Source organism: Bacteroides faecis MAJ27, assembly GCF_900106755.1.
GTDB lineage: Bacteria > Bacteroidota > Bacteroidia > Bacteroidales > Bacteroidaceae > Bacteroides > Bacteroides faecis.
On sequence record NZ_FNNN01000021.1, the window covers coordinates 62,355 to 80,787 of the forward strand.

The following is an 18,433-nucleotide window of genomic DNA, read 5'->3' on the forward strand; positions in this document are numbered from 1 at the left end:
TATATTTAGCCGGAATAATTTGTGAGTAACAAAGAATTTACCTTTATTTGCAAGAAAATTTTAAGAATACCAGACATGAATAACACATTCCCAACAGAAGGGAATCTATCAGGGCTCAGCCGGAAAGATTTCCAAAAGGAGATAAATGATAAAGAAACTGATTTATTTATCCTCAAAAACAAAAAGGGAATGGAAGTCGCCGTAACTAACTACGGATGCGCCATTCTCGCTATCATGGTACCGGATAAAAATGGAAAATATGCAAACGTTGTCCTCGGACACGACAGCATAGACCACGTTGTCAACAGCCCGGAACCATTCCTCAGCACTACTATCGGACGCTACGGCAACCGTATCGCCAAAGGAAAATTCACTTTGTATGGAGAAGAGCATGAGCTCACTATCAATAACGGACCCAACTCCCTGCACGGAGGACCCACCGGTTTTCACGCCCGCGTCTGGGATGCCGATCAACTGGCTGAAAATATAATCCAATTCAATTATATCTCAGCCGACGGCGAAGAAGGTTTCCCGGGCAACCTGGAGGTTGAAATGGTTTATCGCCTGGAAGAAGAAGAAAATGCATTGGTTATCGAATATCGTGCCACAACGGACAAAGCTACTGTAGTCAACCTGACTAATCACGGTTTCTTCAATTTGGCTGGTATCAGCAATCCTACTCCTACTATCGAAAACAACATTGTTACTATCAACGCTAATTTCTATACGCCTATTGATGAGGTTTCCATCCCGACTGGAGAAATTGCCAAAGTAGAAGGTACTCCGATGGACTTCACCACTCCGCATGCCGTAGGTGAACGCATCAACGATAAATTCCAACAACTGATTTACGGTGCCGGATATGACCACTGCTATGTACTGAACAAGATCGAAACAGGTTCATTGGATCTGGCTGCTACTTGTTTCGAACCGAATAGCGGTCGTACCATGGAAGTATATACTACCGAAGCCGGCGTACAGCTTTACACCGGTAACTGGCTGAATGGATTCGAAGGTGCTCACGGAGCAACATTCCCTGCAAGAAGCGCTATCTGCTTCGAAGCACAATGTTTCCCCGACACTCCGAACAAACCGCATTTCCCCTCGGCTACTTTATTGCCGGGTGACGAATACCAGCAGGTGACTATCTACAAATTCGGTGTGGAAAAATAAAAGATGAAAAAATAACTAACCTAATTTTATAAACTAACATTTTTAATAGAACCATGACACAAGAAAAAAAGAATGGAAAAATCATTGCCATTATCACGATGATTTTCCTTTTCGGTATGATTTCATTCGTTACTAACCTCGCAGCTCCTATGGGTATTGTGCTGAAGAATCAATTCGACGTATCCAATGCCTTGGGTATGCTGGGAAACTTCGGTAACTTTATAGCTTACGCAGTAATGGGTATCCCGAGCGGTATCTTGTTGCAACGTGTAGGATATAAGAAAACAGCCCTCATCGCAGTAGCTATCGGTTTTATCGGCGTAGGTATCCAATTCCTGTCCGGTCATTCAAGCCCGGAAATGGCTTTTGCCGTTTATTTGATTGGTGCATTCGTAGCAGGTTTCTCTATGTGTTTGCTTAACACTGTAGTAAACCCGATGTTGAACAAACTGGGTGGCGAAGGTAACAAAGGTAACCAGCTTATCCAGGTGGGCGGCTCTTTCAACTCAGTAATGGCTACCATTACTCCGATGTTCGTTGGTATCTTGATCGCCGGATCTATCGAAAAAGCTACTATTTCTCAGATTTTCCCTGTAATGTACACTGCAATGGCTGTGTTCGCTTTCGCTTTCTTCGTACTTTTGTTTGTACGTATTCCGGAACCCAACGCTGCTACTACAACTGAACCGATCAGCACACTGATGAAAGGTGCTTTGAAGTTCCGTCACTTTGTATTAGGTGCTATCGCTATCTTTGTATATGTAGGTATTGAAGTAGGTGTACCGGGTACTCTGAACCTGTTCCTTACTGACCCTGTAGAAAAAGGCGGTGCCGGTATCGCTTCTACTATCTCCGGTTTCGTAGTAGGAACTTATTGGTTCCTGATGTTGATCGGTCGTCTGGCCGGTGCTTCACTCGGTGCAAAAGTTTCCAGTAAAGCGATGCTTACATTTACATCTGGACTGGGATTGATTTTAGTATTCCTTGCCATCTTCTCTTCTACAGGAACATTGGTTAATCTGCCTGTACTTCAACAAAGTGCAACCGGCGGTTTGTCATTCGGTTTTGCAGAAGTGCCCATCAACGCTATGTACTTAGTATTAGTCGGTTTCTGTACTTCTATCATGTGGGGTGGTATCTTCAACCTTGCTGTAGAAGGATTGGGTAAATATCTTGCTGCTGCTTCCGGTCTGTTTATGGTATTGGTATGTGGTGGAGGTATCCTGCCTGTTATCCAGGGATGGGTAGCTGACGTTGCCGGTTTCATGCCAAGTTACTGGGTAATCATCATTGCTCTGGCATACTTGCTGTACTACGGTCTGGTAGGTTGCAAAAATGTAAATAAAGATATTCCAGTAGAATAAAACTCTGAATTTAATTTATTCACCTTATAAAATTGATTTATCATGGATATAGAACACGTAAGAAGTCGCTTCATTAAGCATTTTGATGGAACTACAGGATTTATATATGCCTCTCCGGGTCGCATCAACCTGATTGGCGAACATACTGACTACAACGGTGGATTCGTATTCCCCGGAGCTGTGGACAAAGGTATGCTTGCTGAAATCAAACCGAACGGCACTGACAAAGTAAGAGCTTATTCTATCGACCTGAAAGATTATGTAGAATTTGGCCTGAACGAAGAGGATGCTCCCCGCGCAAGCTGGGCAAGATACATTTTCGGTGTATGCCGTGAAATGATCAAACGTGGCGTAGACGTGAAAGGATTCAATACTGCTTTCTCCGGTGATGTGCCTCTGGGTGCCGGTATGTCTTCTTCAGCTGCTTTGGAAAGTACATATGCTTTCGCTCTGAACGAACTGTTCGGTGAAGGTAAGATCGATAAATTTGAATTGGCTAAAGTGGGTCAGGCTACTGAACACAACTATTGCGGTGTAAACTGCGGTATCATGGACCAGTTCGCTTCTGTATTTGGTAAAGCAGGCAGCTTGATCCGTCTGGACTGCCGTTCACTGGAATACCAGTATTTCCCATTCCATCCGGAAGGTTATCGCCTGGTATTGATGGATTCAGTAGTGAAACACGAACTGGCTTCTTCTGCTTACAACAAGCGTCGTCAGAGCTGCGAAGCTGCTGTTGCTGCTATCCAGAAAAAACATCCGCACGTAGAATTCCTGCGCGACTGTACAATGGATATGCTGGAAGAAGCTAAGGCTGACATCAGTGCTGAAGACTATATGCGTGCCGAATATGTAATCGAAGAAATCCAACGCGTACTTGACGTTTGCGACGCGCTGGAAAAAGACGATTACGAAACAGTAGGTCAGAAGATGTACGAAACTCACCACGGTATGAGTAAATTGTACGAAGTGAGCTGCGAAGAACTTGACTTCCTGAACGATTGCGCTAAAGAATATGGTGTAACCGGTTCACGCGTAATGGGTGGCGGCTTCGGTGGTTGTACTATCAACCTTGTCAAGAACGAACTGTATGACAACTTCGTTGAAAAGACAAAAGAAGCTTTCAAAGCTAAATTCGGCAGAAGTCCGAAAGTATACGATGTGGTAATCGGTGACGGTTCTCGCAGAGTAGAATAAGCTATTATTCATCAGAATAAATAAGAAGGGCGTCTTTCCGGAATGGAAGGACGCCCTTACTTTTCAATTAACAAAAAAGCTAAAACCTATTATCTAACCTAACCCTATAATTTACTGTTTATTGTACGCCTTCCGTTGTCATCTGAATGCGTTTCATGGTACCATCCTCGTTATAATACAAGCGGTCTATGCAGACAGAACGACGGAAACTGCCTCCGGCTGTATTGATGCTTCCATTATGATAAATGAAATACCAGTCGCCCTTGAACTCGATAATAGCCTGATGATTGGTATTGGAATTGCCGGCTATCTCATTAAGGATGCCTTTGTATTCCCAAGGTCCGGTAATGCTACGGCTCATGGCGTAACATATCTTTTCCGGAAATTCAGAAGCATATGAAAGGTAGTACCACTCTCCACGCTTATGTATCCACGGAGCTTCCGTATATCGGGGCAGATGAACCGGTACGATAGGACCATCCAGCTCAATCATATTCTTTTTCAGTTTGACATAGTAGCATTGGGTATTCCCCCAATAAAGATATGCCTGTCCGTCGTCGTCAATAAAAACAGTCGGGTCGATATCTTCCCAGGAGATCTTGGTAAATTCGGTCGTCATATCATTGGTGATCAGTGCGGAACCACGGGCATCCACAAAAGGACCGACAGGCGAATCAGATACGGCTACACCGATGGATTTTCCGTGAATAGTGCCATGTTCCACTGTCACATACCAATAGAACTTTCCGTCACGTTCTATCACCTGACTAGCCCATGCTTCCCCTTTTGCCCAACTGAAATCTTTGGCTTTCAAAGGAACTGGATGCTCCGTCCATGTCTTCATATCGGGAGACGAGAATACACACCATTCATTCAACTGGTAATGTTCTCTGGGAGGAGGACATTCGTCATGTCCGGCATAAATGTACACCTTACCGTCATGCACCATAGCACCCGGATCGGCTGTATATTTATATTTTATGATGGGATTGCCATTGGCTACAAAAGTAGTGTCATTCTGCGCAGACAGCCCGGAAAAGGCTGCCAATGCGCATGAAATCATAACTAGTTTAACGCTATTCATTTTATTTCTTCGTGAATTTATAAACTGCAAATGTGTTCGGTCCGAGTTCGGTGGTTAACGCATGACCATTGATCGTTACCGGTGTCTCCTGCGGAGTGATGGCAAACGGTTGTTCAAGCGTATTATCTTTGTCCTGATCGAGTGAGCTAAGAGTGATGCAACGTCCTTCGGACAATACATCCTGCTTTTTCAGACCTTCGAAAGTCAAGGATACAGGCTGTGTCTTATCGGAAGTATTAGCTACTTTGACAATCAGTTCGTTCTTATCCTTATCATAGACTGCACTGGCAAAAAGTCCGTTTTGTCCTTCCGCCCCCGTTACCGGTTTCTTGTTCATAGTGAGAGGAAGTACATTCGTTCCTTTGTTCTGTGCGTACAGCTGCTGCACATAATAACTTACGGTACGCACCGAGTTAAGATTATCAAACCAAATCATGTCCGGACGCCATTGCCATCCCTCCACATGAGCGAAAAGCGGCGCATAAGTAGCCATATGTACGATATCGGCATTGCGTTCCAATCCGGTCATGAAGGCTGCTTCGAGCAAGGCAGCATGGAAGTGGTTCCATTTCTTTCCTTTTCCGTGACAAGCATATTCGCCGGCAAATACTTTCGGTCCTTTGCGGTCATAGTTATCATAGCGTGCTCCCTGACTGAGGAACCAGCTTTCGGGACGGTAGAAGTGTTCGTCTACCAGATCAGCTTTCAGACGTTTCATCTCAGGCCACAGGTAATCGAATTCTTTTCCTTCGGAGTTCGGGCCGGAACTGCCTACAATCATGATTTCCGGATGCGCCTTGCGAAGAGCCTTGATAAACGGTTCGAGACGTTCGGGATACTCTTTTCCCCACTGTTCATTACCGATGCCCAGATATTTCAAATTAAAAGATGCCGGATGTCCCATATCGGCACGTACTTTCCCCCAAGTCGTGTTCACGTCTCCATTGGCAAATTCGATCAGATCGAGTGCATCCTGAATATAGCTGTCCAGGTCGCAAACTGCTACGTGAGCTTTTTCTTCATTGTTCTGATACTGACAGGCAAGTCCGCAGTTCAGGATCGGAAGCGGTGCCGCTCCCATTTCTTCAGAAAGAAGAAAATATTCATAGAATCCCAGTCCGTAGCTTTGATAATAATCCGGATAGAAACGATGGGTAAAGGTATATTGCCAACGATTTTCGTTCAATGGACGGTTTTCTACCGGCCCCACGGATTTCTTCCAGTCATAACGGGTTTCGAGATCCGTACCTTCAACGATGCAACCACCGGGGAAACGGAAGACTCCCGGATGAATATCCGCCAAAGCCTGTGCAAGGTCTTTGCGAAGACCGTTCTCATGTCCCTTCCAAGTATCGACAGGAAAAAGGGAAATATGCTCCAAGTCTACCGTACCCTGGGAAGCAAGGAAAATACGAAGCGTTGCTTTGGGATTGGTAACACCCGCTTTTAAGATTACCTGATACTTCTTCCAGTCTTTGGAATCAATGGTCAGTGTCTGAGAGGCAAAAGCCTGATGTTCGCCCATAGATTTGGTATCTACAAGTTCCACACGTATCTTTTCACCTGTACCTCCGTGCGGCAGACGTGCCCACACAGAGAAGCGGTATTCTTCACCTTGCTTAACCCCGATGCCGAAGAAGCCTTCATTATCCAGTCCGGTATGCTTGTGGGCATGTCCCGGATTATCAAGACGCACATAATGCGGATTGCGTTCAAAAGGACCGTCATCCTGCAAAGTCACCTTTCCATAAGTCTTCCATCCCATCAGACGCTGGGGAAATTCGAATGAACGGTTCTTTACCAGTTCGGCATAAAGTCCGCCATCGGCAGCATAATTGATGTCTTCAAAAAAGAGTCCGTACATTGTCGGCTGGATTTCAGCACCCAACTTCTTAGCCTGGATCACCATTTCATTGGTTTGTGCATGAAGTGCCATGCCGGTAGATAAGGCTAATGCAGCCAGTAATTCTGTGTATCTTCTCATGGTTTTCAATAAAATTATATATAGTTATTTGATTCTTTTTCCCCAGACAGAACGTCCCCGGCTATCGAGTCCGGTAAAGAGAATTGTTTCGGTTTCGTTCTCCCAATCGTGTCCTGCAAAGATAACCAGATTCTCAATCTTCTCCGAGTTCAAATCTACCATTAATAGATGTTTTTCGGTCAAAAAGGACCATTTTCCATTCATTTGAACTATATTCCATTCGTTATCGGTCATCTGCCCTTTGCACGTGCCGTCTTTTGCCAAAGTCATTCGGGTGGACAGGTTCCACTCCTTCTCTTTCAGTTCTCCTTCTCCCCATAAAATCTGTCCGGCTTCCAGCTGACGTTCGTATGCCGGTTCCTGCACTCGTATGATTTCCCATTCACCGACCAGATCTTCTTTGCTGAATTGACGCGAAGCAGTCCCTGCATATCTCTCGGGAGAAGCGACTGGCCAGCCTTCGGGAGTGAAGAACAACTGCCGTATATGCAACACCATTAACTGATTTTGCGGTGACAGACGTCCCTGATGCGCCATAAAATAGTTTCCCTCATTATCTGAAAAGACAGCACAATGTGCAGTACCCGCCCATCCGGTATGATTCTCAAAACGGTATGGTGCGGTCAGTATCGGAAAATTATTGGTTGTATCCTTCACTGCCTTACCGAAATAGTCTGTAAACGGACCTTCGGCGGCATCCGAACGGCTGACACGTACATTATAAGTCGTCATCAGCGGATCATAGGAAGTGAAAAGATAATATTGTTTCAGCTCCGGATGATAGATAATTTCCGGTGCTTCGAGATTATCCTTCCGATAGTTGGCACGTCGTGCTACAAGGTGGCCCCAATCGCCTTCGTTTAAAACCAATCCGGTTTCCGGATTCAGTTCGACGCAATACAGACCACCGAAGAAGGAGCCGTAGTGCATCCACCATTTACCGGTACTCTCGTCAGCTATAACACTTGGATCGATGGCATTCATCGCGGTAGAATCATCTGTTTTAACGATACAGCCCTTCTGCGTCCACGGCCCTTCGGGAGAAGTTGATTCGGCAAGTCCGATATAGGATGTCTTACGTCCGAATGCGGATACGCAATAATAGAGGCGGTATTTATCTTTATAAGGAATGATATATGGTGCCCAGATATTAGTTGCTCCCTGCCCATTCGCATGAGATTGTACCCATTGGACAGCTTCTTCCGGTATTTCCGGAAATGCCCATCCCAGAAACTCCCAGTGTACCAGATCCTTGGAACGGCGCATCTGGATAAATCCCAACGGCACGCCTTTCTCTCTCGCCTCTTTCCGGTTTTCACCGAAAATTGCATCTGTAGAATACATATAGTAATAGTCGCCCAACTTCCGGCAGGACGGATCGTGTACATTGTATGTTCCCCATTGACGGTAATCTTCCATTTTGGCTACTGATAAATAATTATCATCCCAAGGATTAGCAGAAGGAGTCGGAGTAAACACGGCAGAAGTGCAACTTGCAAAGAAGCTGCCTGCTACTAAAAGAACTGGCAAAAACAAGTTTTTCATAATATCTGTGTATTCGTTCATCAATTATGCTACAAAAATACGTCCCGTTTCCCCTATGAAAGGTGGACATACGAACACGATTGGTGGACAATCCGATAATCTGCTGAAAAGAAGTTCTTCTCATTTTTGTGATTGAAGAGATTCTTCTAACTTTGCCCTTATTAATACGTACATATATGAAAAAACACCTACTTATATACCTTATAATATATAGTATCTGTTCACTGGCCGGGCAGGTTCGGGCACAGGAACGTTTTGCCGACCGCTATAATATTACGTATGTGACCATGAACGAGGGGCTTCCACATAATTTTATCGACGATCTGTACAAAGACAGCCGGGGATTTATGTGGATTTCGACTGCCGGAGGCGGGCTTTCCCGTTATGATGGCTATGAGTTTGTAAACTACACTCCCAATAATCACCAATGCAAACTAAAAAGCAACTTTATACGCAATGTCTGTGAAGACGCCTTCCAACGCCTTTGGATCGTCTCCGAAGGGGGAACGGATATTATTGACTTATCCACTTTAAAACCGATTATCCCCCGTGACCCGAAAGGGATACTTCCAAAGATACTGGAACTACCGGCTACCCGTATCATGAAAGATACGCAAGGCTGTATCTGGCTTCATTGCGACAATGCCCTTCACCGTATCGAATTCAATGACAAAGGAGAAGTGCAAATCCTGTCTACCCTCAGTCCCGTCTATCTGAATGGTCCGGACATTGCTCTGAAAGACATTGACGAGGATGGAAAAATATGGATGGGAAACAATGGAGAAATACGAAAAGTGGCATTAAGTCCGCAAAAGAGACTGATAACCATCCCCATAGCCGACTGCCTGAAGTTCGAAACGGGAACTTATATTTCGGATTTCCTCTGCAAAGAGAATGAAGTCTGGATCTCCAGTGACCGCGGACTATTCCGTTATAATAAAAGCGGCAATGTGATAAAACGATATGAGCATGATTCCGGCAATTCCTATTCGCTATCGCAAAATTACCTGACAAGTTTAGCTATCACCAGCGACAAACAGTTAATCGTCGCGACGCTACGTGGCATTAATATCTACAACCCGATGACGGATAATTTTGAACGTATAGCCTGTGACCTTCCGAATGGCGGTACCAATCTGCTGAACAGCAACTTTATTAATTGCATATTGACTGATGGAGAGCATATCTGGTTCGGTACGGAAACCGGAGGTATCAATCTGTTAAATCCACGACAACTATCGATACGGAGCTACCGACATGACAAGGAAAACCCGTCAAGTCTATCCTATAATCCTGTCAATGCAATTTATGAAGATGCATACGGAACCTTATGGGTAGGGACAGTGGAAGGCGGACTGAACAGAAAAGAACGGAACAGCGAAGATTTTACCCATTATACACGTGAACACGGAGGACTGAGTCACAATTCCGTCAGTGCCCTGACTTCCGATGCCGACAACCACCTATGGATTGGCACATGGGGAGGAGGTCTCAACCTGCTTGATCTGAAAGCTCCCCGACAGATACAGGAGGTGATTTCCTCACAGACCAGCGGAGGCTTTCCGATTAATTTTATTGGGGTATTGAATTATGACCCTATTAATAAAGGTATATGGATAGGCGCCAATCAAGGACTCTATTTTTATGATCCGATAAAAAAAGAGATAACTGCTCCATTACCGGATAAGATTGCTGAAAATATCCATGGCTGTATCGGTTCTATCATCGATAAGGAGGGTAAACTCTGGGTCGGTTGTCTGGAAGGGGTTTATATCATCGATTTGCATTCCCGTTCCTCCAAAGGAGAATTCCAGTACAGGCACCTGAACTACAAACTGGACGATCCGTCCTCCCGCCTGATTGAGAAAATAACCTGCTTTTATGAAGGTAAGGACGGTACTTTATGGCTAGGCAGTAACGGATATGGCATTTATCAACGAAAAATCGATGCTCAAGGAAAAGAACAGTTTATCTCTTATAGCACAGCGCAAGGACTACCGAACAACAGTGTTCGGGGAATACTGGAAGATAACAACGGTAACTTATGGATCAGCACCAATAATGGACTCTCCTGTTATCATCAGGCAGAGAATCGCTTCATTAACTATACCATACAGGATGGTCTGATTGACACACAGTTTTATTGGAACGCCTCATGCGGTTCTTCTCATGACTTACTCTATTTCGGCAGTGTAGGCGGATTGGTTGCAATCGAAAGCAATCGTCCGGCGGCGTCTCTTCCGGCTGCCAAAGTCCGTTTCACCCGCCTGCGGATAGGTAATGAAGAAATATTGCCGGGCAGCGAATACCTGTCGGAAGACATTGCCATAACGACGGAACTGAGGCTGCATGAAAAAGAAAAATCTTTCTCACTCGAATTTGCAGCGCTCAACTTTGAGTCAAACAATACAGCCATATACAGTTATCGTCTGGTCGGTTTTGACGATAAATGGGTACAGGTTCCGGGGAACCGGCGTTTTGCCAGTTATACGAATTTACCTCCCGGTTCATATGCTTTACAAGTCAGATATACTCCTGACGGTGAAAACGAAGGAGAAAACATAACGGAACTGAAGATTACGATTGTACCTTATTTCTATAAAACTGTATGGTTCATTCTACTCACCATCGCATTGTTGTCTGTCAGTGTATGGCAATTCTATCAATGGCGCATCCGCAATCTGAAACGGCAGAAAGAATATCTGCACCGCACGGTAGAAGAGCGCACTCATGAACTGGAACAGCAGAAGCATCTGTTAGAGAATCAAACGGAAGAACTGTCGCGCCAAAATCAGATGCTGATTCAGCAGAATGAGAAAATCACGAGGCAGAAGGCACAACTGATTCGTATGTCCCGCAAAGTGCAGGAATTGACGCTTGACAAGATTTCATTCTTTACGAATATTACCCACGAATTCCGCACGCCGATTACTCTCATTATCGGTCCTATCGAACGTGCATTGAAATTAAGCTACAATCCGCAAGTCATTGAGCAATTAAACTTCGTAGAACGCAATTCCAAATATCTATTGTCTCTCGTCAATCAGTTGATGGATTTCCGGAAGGTAGAGTCCGGCAAACTGGAGATTGTGAAGACTCGGGGAAATTTTCTGAAATTTATCGATTCACTGATCACTCCGTTTGAAGTATTCGCCCAAGAGCGGAACATTGTGCTCAAACGCTATTACCGGATGGAGATGCCGGAGATTTTGTACGATGAGGAAGCAATGCGTAAGGTGGTCACCAATCTGTTGAGTAACGCTATCAAGTTTACTCCGAACGGGGGAACTGTGTCTCTCTACCTATCTGCTTTTTTCGCCAAAGACAGTGAAAAGGAGACTCTGTATATTTGCGTCAAAGACAGTGGTTCGGGCATCCCTGAAGAAGACCTCAACCGAATTTTCAACCGTTTCTACCAGTCGCAGAATCAAGTGAAATATCCGGTATACGGACAAGCAGGCACTGGCATCGGTTTATACCTCTGCAAGCGGATTGTACAAATGCACGGCGGAGAGATCAAAGCATTCAATAACCGTCATGCAGGATGCTCTTTCCGCATCCTCCTCCCCTTGCAACGGGAAGAAGGAAAAGACGAAAAGACAATCATTATTGATCACAACGATTCGTCCTCAATCCCTGTTCAGGATTACGGCTCTCCCAAAGAGAAAGAAGCTTTAAATATGCTGGTTGTGGAGGATAATGCTGATATGCGGGGATATATCCGCTCTATTCTTCGTGAACAGTATCATGTGCTGGAAGCTGCAAATGGCGAAGAAGCGCTACATATACTTAACAGTAATCCAATAGACTTTATTATCAGTGATTTGATGATGCCTGTCATGGACGGAATCGAGCTGTCCCGAAAGGTAAAGGAAACATTTGCCATTTCGCATATTCCTTTCCTGATGCTGACTGCCAAAACCTCACAAGAAGCCCGACTGGAAAGCTATCGTATGGGAGTGGACGAATATCTGCTGAAACCTTTTGATGAAACATTATTATTGACCCGTATTCAAAATATTCTGGAGAACCGGAAACGATATCAGCGTAAATTTACACTTGATATGGACGTGGACATACTCAATATGGAAGAAGAATCCGGTGATAAGAAGTTCCTCAATCAGATAATGGAGGTTATCAAAGAGAACTACAAAAACTCGTATTTCGAAGTCAGCGATTTTTGTGAAGCCGTCGGGGTAAGCAAAAGCCTGCTGAACAAAAAACTGCAAAACTTAATCGGTCAGTCCGCCGGACAGTTCATCCGGAATTACAGACTGAACATCGCACGGGAATTGATTCTGAAGAATCGGGAAACAAAGAATATGAATATAGCGGAAGTTGCCTACGAAGTAGGATTCAATGATCCCAAATATTTTACAAGATGCTTCACGAAACATTTCAATGTGACACCAAGCGCACTGCTGAATAACGAAGAATAACTGATATAAGGGTTGCTATTATGAAACAATGATAGCAGCCCTTCGTCTTTAAATGAGCTGATTTTAAGAGACATCCATCCGAGATTATACTCGAAGTGTAAAAAAGACACTTATATAGTCGTTTATCCACCTCGAAAATTCATTTGTCCACCTTTAATATACTCATCGGTTGTATTTTTGCGACACTACAACGAGTAGAATTATTGTTGAACCATTAATATCAATATCTATGAAGACAAGGAAATGGCCGTTACTACTTATGGCAATTCTTACCGTTCTCAGCATGAGTTCTTGTCAGGATTGGGGAGAAGCCGATCCACCGGCAGGAAATCAAAAACTTCCGGCAAAGCCGGATACCTCCGCTAAATTAATAGCTGAATTTACATTTGACGAAGATTTCAACTCTACTGCCACCGAAGGCGAAACACCTGTATCGGGAGAAGGTTTTGCATACAGTGCAGATCAGGAGATACCGGAAATCGTACAGGATGACGAAAGAGAAAGTGGAGTTATGCACGCCAACGGCGGATATCTCCGCATTCCCAACCCTCTTATCGGTGCAGATATCCAGACAGGAGTCTCATTCAGTTTTTTCGTAAAGCCGACTAAAACAGACCATACAGGTGCACTGATCTCTTTCAGTGATGGAACGAACAAACTGTATTTCACTGCAAATGCTTTTCTGAGCTATACCGGCACAGGAGGCTATCTGGACGTAAATGATCCGGAAGTCAGTGTAACGAACGCAATACCTTACGGGACATGGCATTATGTTGCCTTGACTTTCACAGGGAAAGGATACGCCATTTATATCGATGGCACCAAGAAATACGATACCAACAACCATGCCAGCATCAGTTCCGGAAAGACAAGGGCTGTGAGCGTAGGTGACTTCGATTATTCCAATATGATCGATTTATTGTCATCTGCCACCTATATATATTTAGGCTATGGTTCGGATACGGAAACAGCCGAAGCCTATTACGATGATCTGAAGATCTGGACAAATACCTTCTCGGACAGCGATGCTCAGGGACCGAATATCGGTGGCGGAGTATATGTGCCGGATCCTGTTTATCAAGCTACTTTCGAAACGACTACCGGACTACAGATCATTGGCGGTGGCAGCTTTGTTACAGATGATAATAGCGCCTTCGGAACCGTATTCAAGAATATCCCCGGAGGAATGCGTCAGAATTACTTGTTGCTTCCGGAAGATGTTATGTCACATTCTGCCGAAACGAAGGAAATGTCTATCGGTATGTGGGTGAATGCGAAGGATGCCGGAATCTCATCCACTTATATGTGGTCACCATTATTCAGCGCTCACGGACAGGCACCGGGCATAGCAGGTACTGCCAATACAGACAACTGGCCTATGTTTGCATTGTATGTAAGAGGAACATTACAACTGAATAATGCCGGATGGTGCAACTTTGATGATGCACAGAATGTAAATGGTACCAATGCTCTATATCATGACGCCACTGACTGGTTAGCCGATCATGGGTGGCATTACTATACAGTAACTCTCACCGCTACTTCCGCCAAAGTATATATGGATGGCGAACTGAAGAACGAATGGCAGGTAGCAGGTACCGGAGATAACAATACAATTGAAGGTGCATTCATTTATGGTGCCAACTACAAATACATCACTTTAGGCGGAAATCAGGCGTTCGACTGGGGCGATCCCGATCCGGGATTCATGTTTGACGACTTCGCAGTCTATAACAAAGAATTGTCTCCGGAACAGATCAAGCAGATTATGGAAGACAAGACATTGGCTCTGCCGACTCCCGTCTACATCAATACCTTTGAAGAAGGAGCCGGAGATGCAAAAATCGTAGGTTCGGGCAAAATAGTTTCAGTGGAAGACAAAGGTTTCGGACAAATATTCCAGAACGTAGCCGGCTCTAAAGGCACTAATTATCTGATGTTGCCTCAGGATGCTCTTTCCCACTCCGTAGAATCTCAGGAAGTGAGTATCAGTGTATGGGTGAATGCCAAGAATGCCGGAGGGTCGGATGATTACCGTTATTCACCGCTGTTCACAGCGTACGGAAATGAGCCGTCAGCAGGATCAGAGAATATATGGCCATTGTTTGTCCTGCAATCCCGCGGACTCGCCCAAATAAACTGTAACGGATGGACAGACTTCACCGCCGCACAGAACGAGAAAGGTGTCAACACCGTTTATTGTTCGGAATATGCAGCAGATGGAATCGTTTGTGAGGAAGACTGGCTGAAGGATCATGAATGGCATCTTTACACAGCTGTTCTCACGACTACCACCTGCAAAATCTACCTCGACGGAGAAGTCGCTAATTCATGGACAGTATCAGGCAGCGGTGACGGCAATACCATCTCCGGAATATTCACCAACGGTGCAGACTTGAAATACATCTCATTGGGCGGAAATCAGGCATGGACATGGGGCGATCCGGATCCCGGATTTATGTTCGACGACATCGCTATCTACAACAAAGCACTGACAATCGATGAGATACAGGCTATTATGAAAAAGAAAAAGAATTAAACCTTAAAGTTTAGTATACATGAAGAATTTTATACTGATACTCTGCCTCGCTACATTCAGCCAATGGGTGTATGCGCAGAACAAGCAGATCACCGGACGGGTAGTTGATACCAAAGGCGAAGCCGCCATTGGTGCAAGCATACTTGAAAAAGGAACTACGAACGGAACCATTACCGACTTTGACGGTAACTTCAAACTGACGGTCGGACCGAAAGCCGTGTTACAAATCAGTTATATCGGCTATAAGACACAGGAAATTCCTGTAGCCAACAAGACGAAACTGAATATCACTATGGAGGAAGACACGGAAGTGCTGGATGAAGTCGTAGTAGTCGGCTACGGTGCACAGAAGAAAGAGAGTGTGGTAGGTGCCATCTCGCAGGTTTCTTCCAAAGAACTGTTGAAATCTCCGGCAGCCAATATTTCACAGGCGATTGCCGGTAAGATTTCGGGTGTAATCACTTCTCAGACTTCCGGTGCGCCGGGGGCTGACGATATGAAGATTTATATCCGTGGCCGTGCTTCTTTCGCAGGAGACAACCAACCGTTGATTCTGGTAGACGGCGTAGAACGCGAGTTCTCACAGATTGCTCCGGATGATATCGAATCGATCTCTACGTTGAAAGATGCTTCCGCTACTGCCGTATATGGTGTACGTGGTGCAAACGGTGTGATGCTGATTACAACGAAGCGTGGTAAGGAACAGAAACCGACCGTCAGCCTGACCGCCAACTGGCAAATACAGTCCCCTACCCGCCAGGATACTTATCTGGATTCTTACAATTCGGTTGTATTATTGGAAGAAGCGCTGGCTAATGACGGACTACCTTCTCAATATTCGGCATCCGATATCGAAATGTATAAAAGAGCCTCAGCCGGACAACTTAGCGGAATCGATGCCCTCCTCTACCCGAATGTAGACTGGTATGACACCGTTTTGCGCAACAGTGCACCGGCACAACGCTACAATGTCAACATACAGGGCGGTACCAAACGTATGCGTTACTTTACTTCTGCCGAATATTACAACCAACAGGGATTGTTCAAGGAATTCAGTCAGGACGAATACGGAAACAAGTCGAACTCAAGCTTCAAGCGTTTCGCTTTCCGTGCCAATCTCGACTTTCTGATGACCAAAGACCTGACTCTTTCAGTCAACTTCGGAACACGTTTCGAAGAACGCAGAGGCCCGAACTCGAATGAAGCGAGGGACGGATCCTACAGTCAGGCTTTTTACGAAATGAATCATACTCCGGGATGGTTGTTCCCGGTATCCTACACCGTGGGTGAAGGCGAAGACCAAAAGACATTATATAGCGGCAGCTCACAATATCAGAATAATATCGTAGCACGTTTAGCCAAAGCCGGTTTCTACCGCTCCACCAATACGATCAATGAAACAAATTTCATTGTGGATTATAAGATGGACTGGCTCACCAAAGGGCTGGCAGCAAAAGGAATGGTATCTTTCGACTACGACGCTTACTATATGCGTGCTTTCAATGCCGACTTTGCCACTTATGAGCTGAATGACCGTACTAATTATAATTCAATAGACGCTTATACCCAGTTCAATACAGATACGGAACTTGCTTATCTGGGCAATAACCAGACTACTACTTATAAACTTTATATGGAATTCCAGCTGAACTGGGCACGCAAATTCGGGAAACATGATATCACCGCTATGGCACTGTACAACCAGAATGACTACCGTTATCAGGCAGACCTTGCCGAACGCTACCAAGGACTGGTAGGGCGTGCCACATACGGCTACGACGACCGTTACCTGGCAGAAGTCAACTTCGGCTATAACGGTTCGGAAAACTTCATGCGAGGCAGACGCTTCGGTTTCTTCCCTTCTTTCTCCGTAGGATGGAGAATCAGCAACGAAGCTTTCATGAAAGGAACGGAAGACTGGCTGAACAATCTGAAAATCCGTGCATCCTATGGTGAAGTAGGTAACGATGTATACAAAGTGAATGGCGTAAAACAACGTTTCCTGTATCAGGCAGTGTGGACACAGATAGCCAACGACTATCACTTCGGAACAACCGGATATACCGGTATCTATGAAAGCCAGTACCCTAACTATGCAGTGACTTGGGAGCGTGCTCACAAATACAACCTGGGACTGGAATTTGGTTTATGGAACGGACTGTTGAACGGTAATATCGACGTATTCTACGAAAAGAGAAACGATATCCTGACTCCTTACCTCACCCGTCCGCAATGGGTAGGCGTCAATATGGCTGCCGGCAATCTGGGAGAGACCAACAACAAGGGCTTCGAAATCGAACTGAAACATGCGAACCATATCGGAAAGGACTTTACCTATAATGCAAGTCTGACTTTCTCACACGCCCGCAATGAAATCCGGAACATGGACGAACCCGCCACAAAGACAGCATATCGCAAACAGGAAGGTCATCCGATCAACCAATACTTCGGTCTGGTGTGCGATGGTTTTGTGACCCAAGCCGACCTGAACAACCCCGATTTTCCGGTTTCTACTTTCGGCAACGTACAGGCAGGCGACCTGAAATACCGTGATATGAACGGAGACGGATTTATCGACAGCCGTGATGAAACATTTATCGGCTATAGCGATGTTCCCGAAAACACTTACGCCTTGTCTCTGGGATGCGAATACAAAGGCATCGGATTCAGCATCATGTTTCAGGGAGTAGATCATGTTTCCAGATATTATGATGCAGAGGCAATGTACGCTTTCGTGAATGGCGGTAAGGTAAAAGAACATCATCTGAACCGCTGGAATCCCAACCAGTCGGAAGCATACAACCTTGCCAATGCCAGCTATCCGCTGCTCCATTATGACAGCTACGGTGACCATAACCAGCGTAAAAACTCGTTCTTCCTGAAAAACGGTAACTTCCTCCGTCTGAAGAATATCGAACTAAGCTACTCGCTTCCGGCCCGATGGATCAGAAAAGTAGCCATGAACGAATGCCGCGTCTATGTGAATGCAAACAATCTCATCACATGGGATAAACTGGATGGTCTTTGCGATCCGGAAAGTGAAGGTTCCAACCGTTACCCGATTATGAAGACGGTAAACTTTGGTGTAAACATTAAATTCTAACAGAT

The 18,433-nt window shown here is 45.1% G+C and carries 9 protein-coding genes; 6 read left to right on the plus strand and 3 right to left on the minus strand.

From position 1 onward, the window contains the following. The first annotated feature begins 75 nt into the window (after positions 1-75). Genes BLW31_RS17300 through galK form a run of 3 tightly spaced genes read left to right on the plus strand, consistent with a single transcriptional unit; the run spans position 76 to position 3,734 of the window. The gene (locus BLW31_RS17300) at positions 76-1,173 is read left to right on the plus strand and encodes an aldose epimerase family protein (protein WP_010537663.1); all 1,098 of its coding nucleotides are present in this window, start codon (positions 76-78) and stop codon (positions 1,171-1,173) included. A 53-nt stretch (positions 1,174-1,226) separates the two neighbouring features. Further along, a complete protein-coding gene (locus BLW31_RS17305) occupies positions 1,227-2,537 on the plus strand; it encodes a sugar MFS transporter (protein ID WP_010537662.1) in 1,311 nt (436 codons plus the stop codon). Positions 2,538-2,579: 42 nt separating this feature from the next. Then, a complete protein-coding gene (gene galK, locus BLW31_RS17310) occupies positions 2,580-3,734 on the plus strand; it encodes a galactokinase (protein WP_008760656.1) in 1,155 nt (384 codons plus the stop codon). 118 nt (positions 3,735-3,852) lie between these two features. On the opposite strand, the gene BLW31_RS17315 is transcribed toward galK, so the two are convergent. From BLW31_RS17315 to BLW31_RS17325, 3 genes are read right to left on the minus strand one after another with little or no spacing between them, the layout of a single operon-like run. Further along, entirely contained in the window at positions 3,853-4,797 is a 945-nt protein-coding gene (locus BLW31_RS17315; RefSeq protein WP_010537661.1) for a glycoside hydrolase family 43 protein, read from the minus strand. Between the two features lie 22 nt (positions 4,798-4,819). Then, positions 4,820-6,802, minus strand: coding sequence for an alpha-L-arabinofuranosidase family protein (locus tag BLW31_RS17320; protein WP_029425504.1), 1,983 nt, complete (start codon positions 6,800-6,802; stop codon positions 4,820-4,822). Between the two features lie 24 nt (positions 6,803-6,826). Further along, the gene (locus BLW31_RS17325; protein ID WP_010537659.1) at positions 6,827-8,368 is read right to left on the minus strand and encodes an arabinan endo-1,5-alpha-L-arabinosidase; all 1,542 of its coding nucleotides are present in this window, start codon (positions 8,366-8,368) and stop codon (positions 6,827-6,829) included. 155 nt (positions 8,369-8,523) lie between these two features. Here BLW31_RS17325 and BLW31_RS17330 point away from each other — a divergent pair, with 155 nt between their 5' ends. From BLW31_RS17330 to BLW31_RS17340, 3 genes are all read left to right on the plus strand, one after another. Beyond that, positions 8,524-12,786, plus strand: coding sequence for a hybrid sensor histidine kinase/response regulator transcription factor (locus BLW31_RS17330; RefSeq protein ID WP_029425503.1), 4,263 nt, complete (start codon positions 8,524-8,526; stop codon positions 12,784-12,786). Between the two features lie 229 nt (positions 12,787-13,015). Beyond that, complete coding sequence (locus BLW31_RS17335; RefSeq protein ID WP_229112883.1) at positions 13,016-15,325, plus strand: LamG-like jellyroll fold domain-containing protein; 2,310 nt, start codon at positions 13,016-13,018, stop codon at positions 15,323-15,325. A 19-nt stretch (positions 15,326-15,344) separates the two neighbouring features. Then, entirely contained in the window at positions 15,345-18,428 is a 3,084-nt protein-coding gene (locus BLW31_RS17340) for a SusC/RagA family TonB-linked outer membrane protein (RefSeq protein ID WP_010537656.1), read from the plus strand. Positions 18,429-18,433 lie beyond the last annotated feature (5 nt).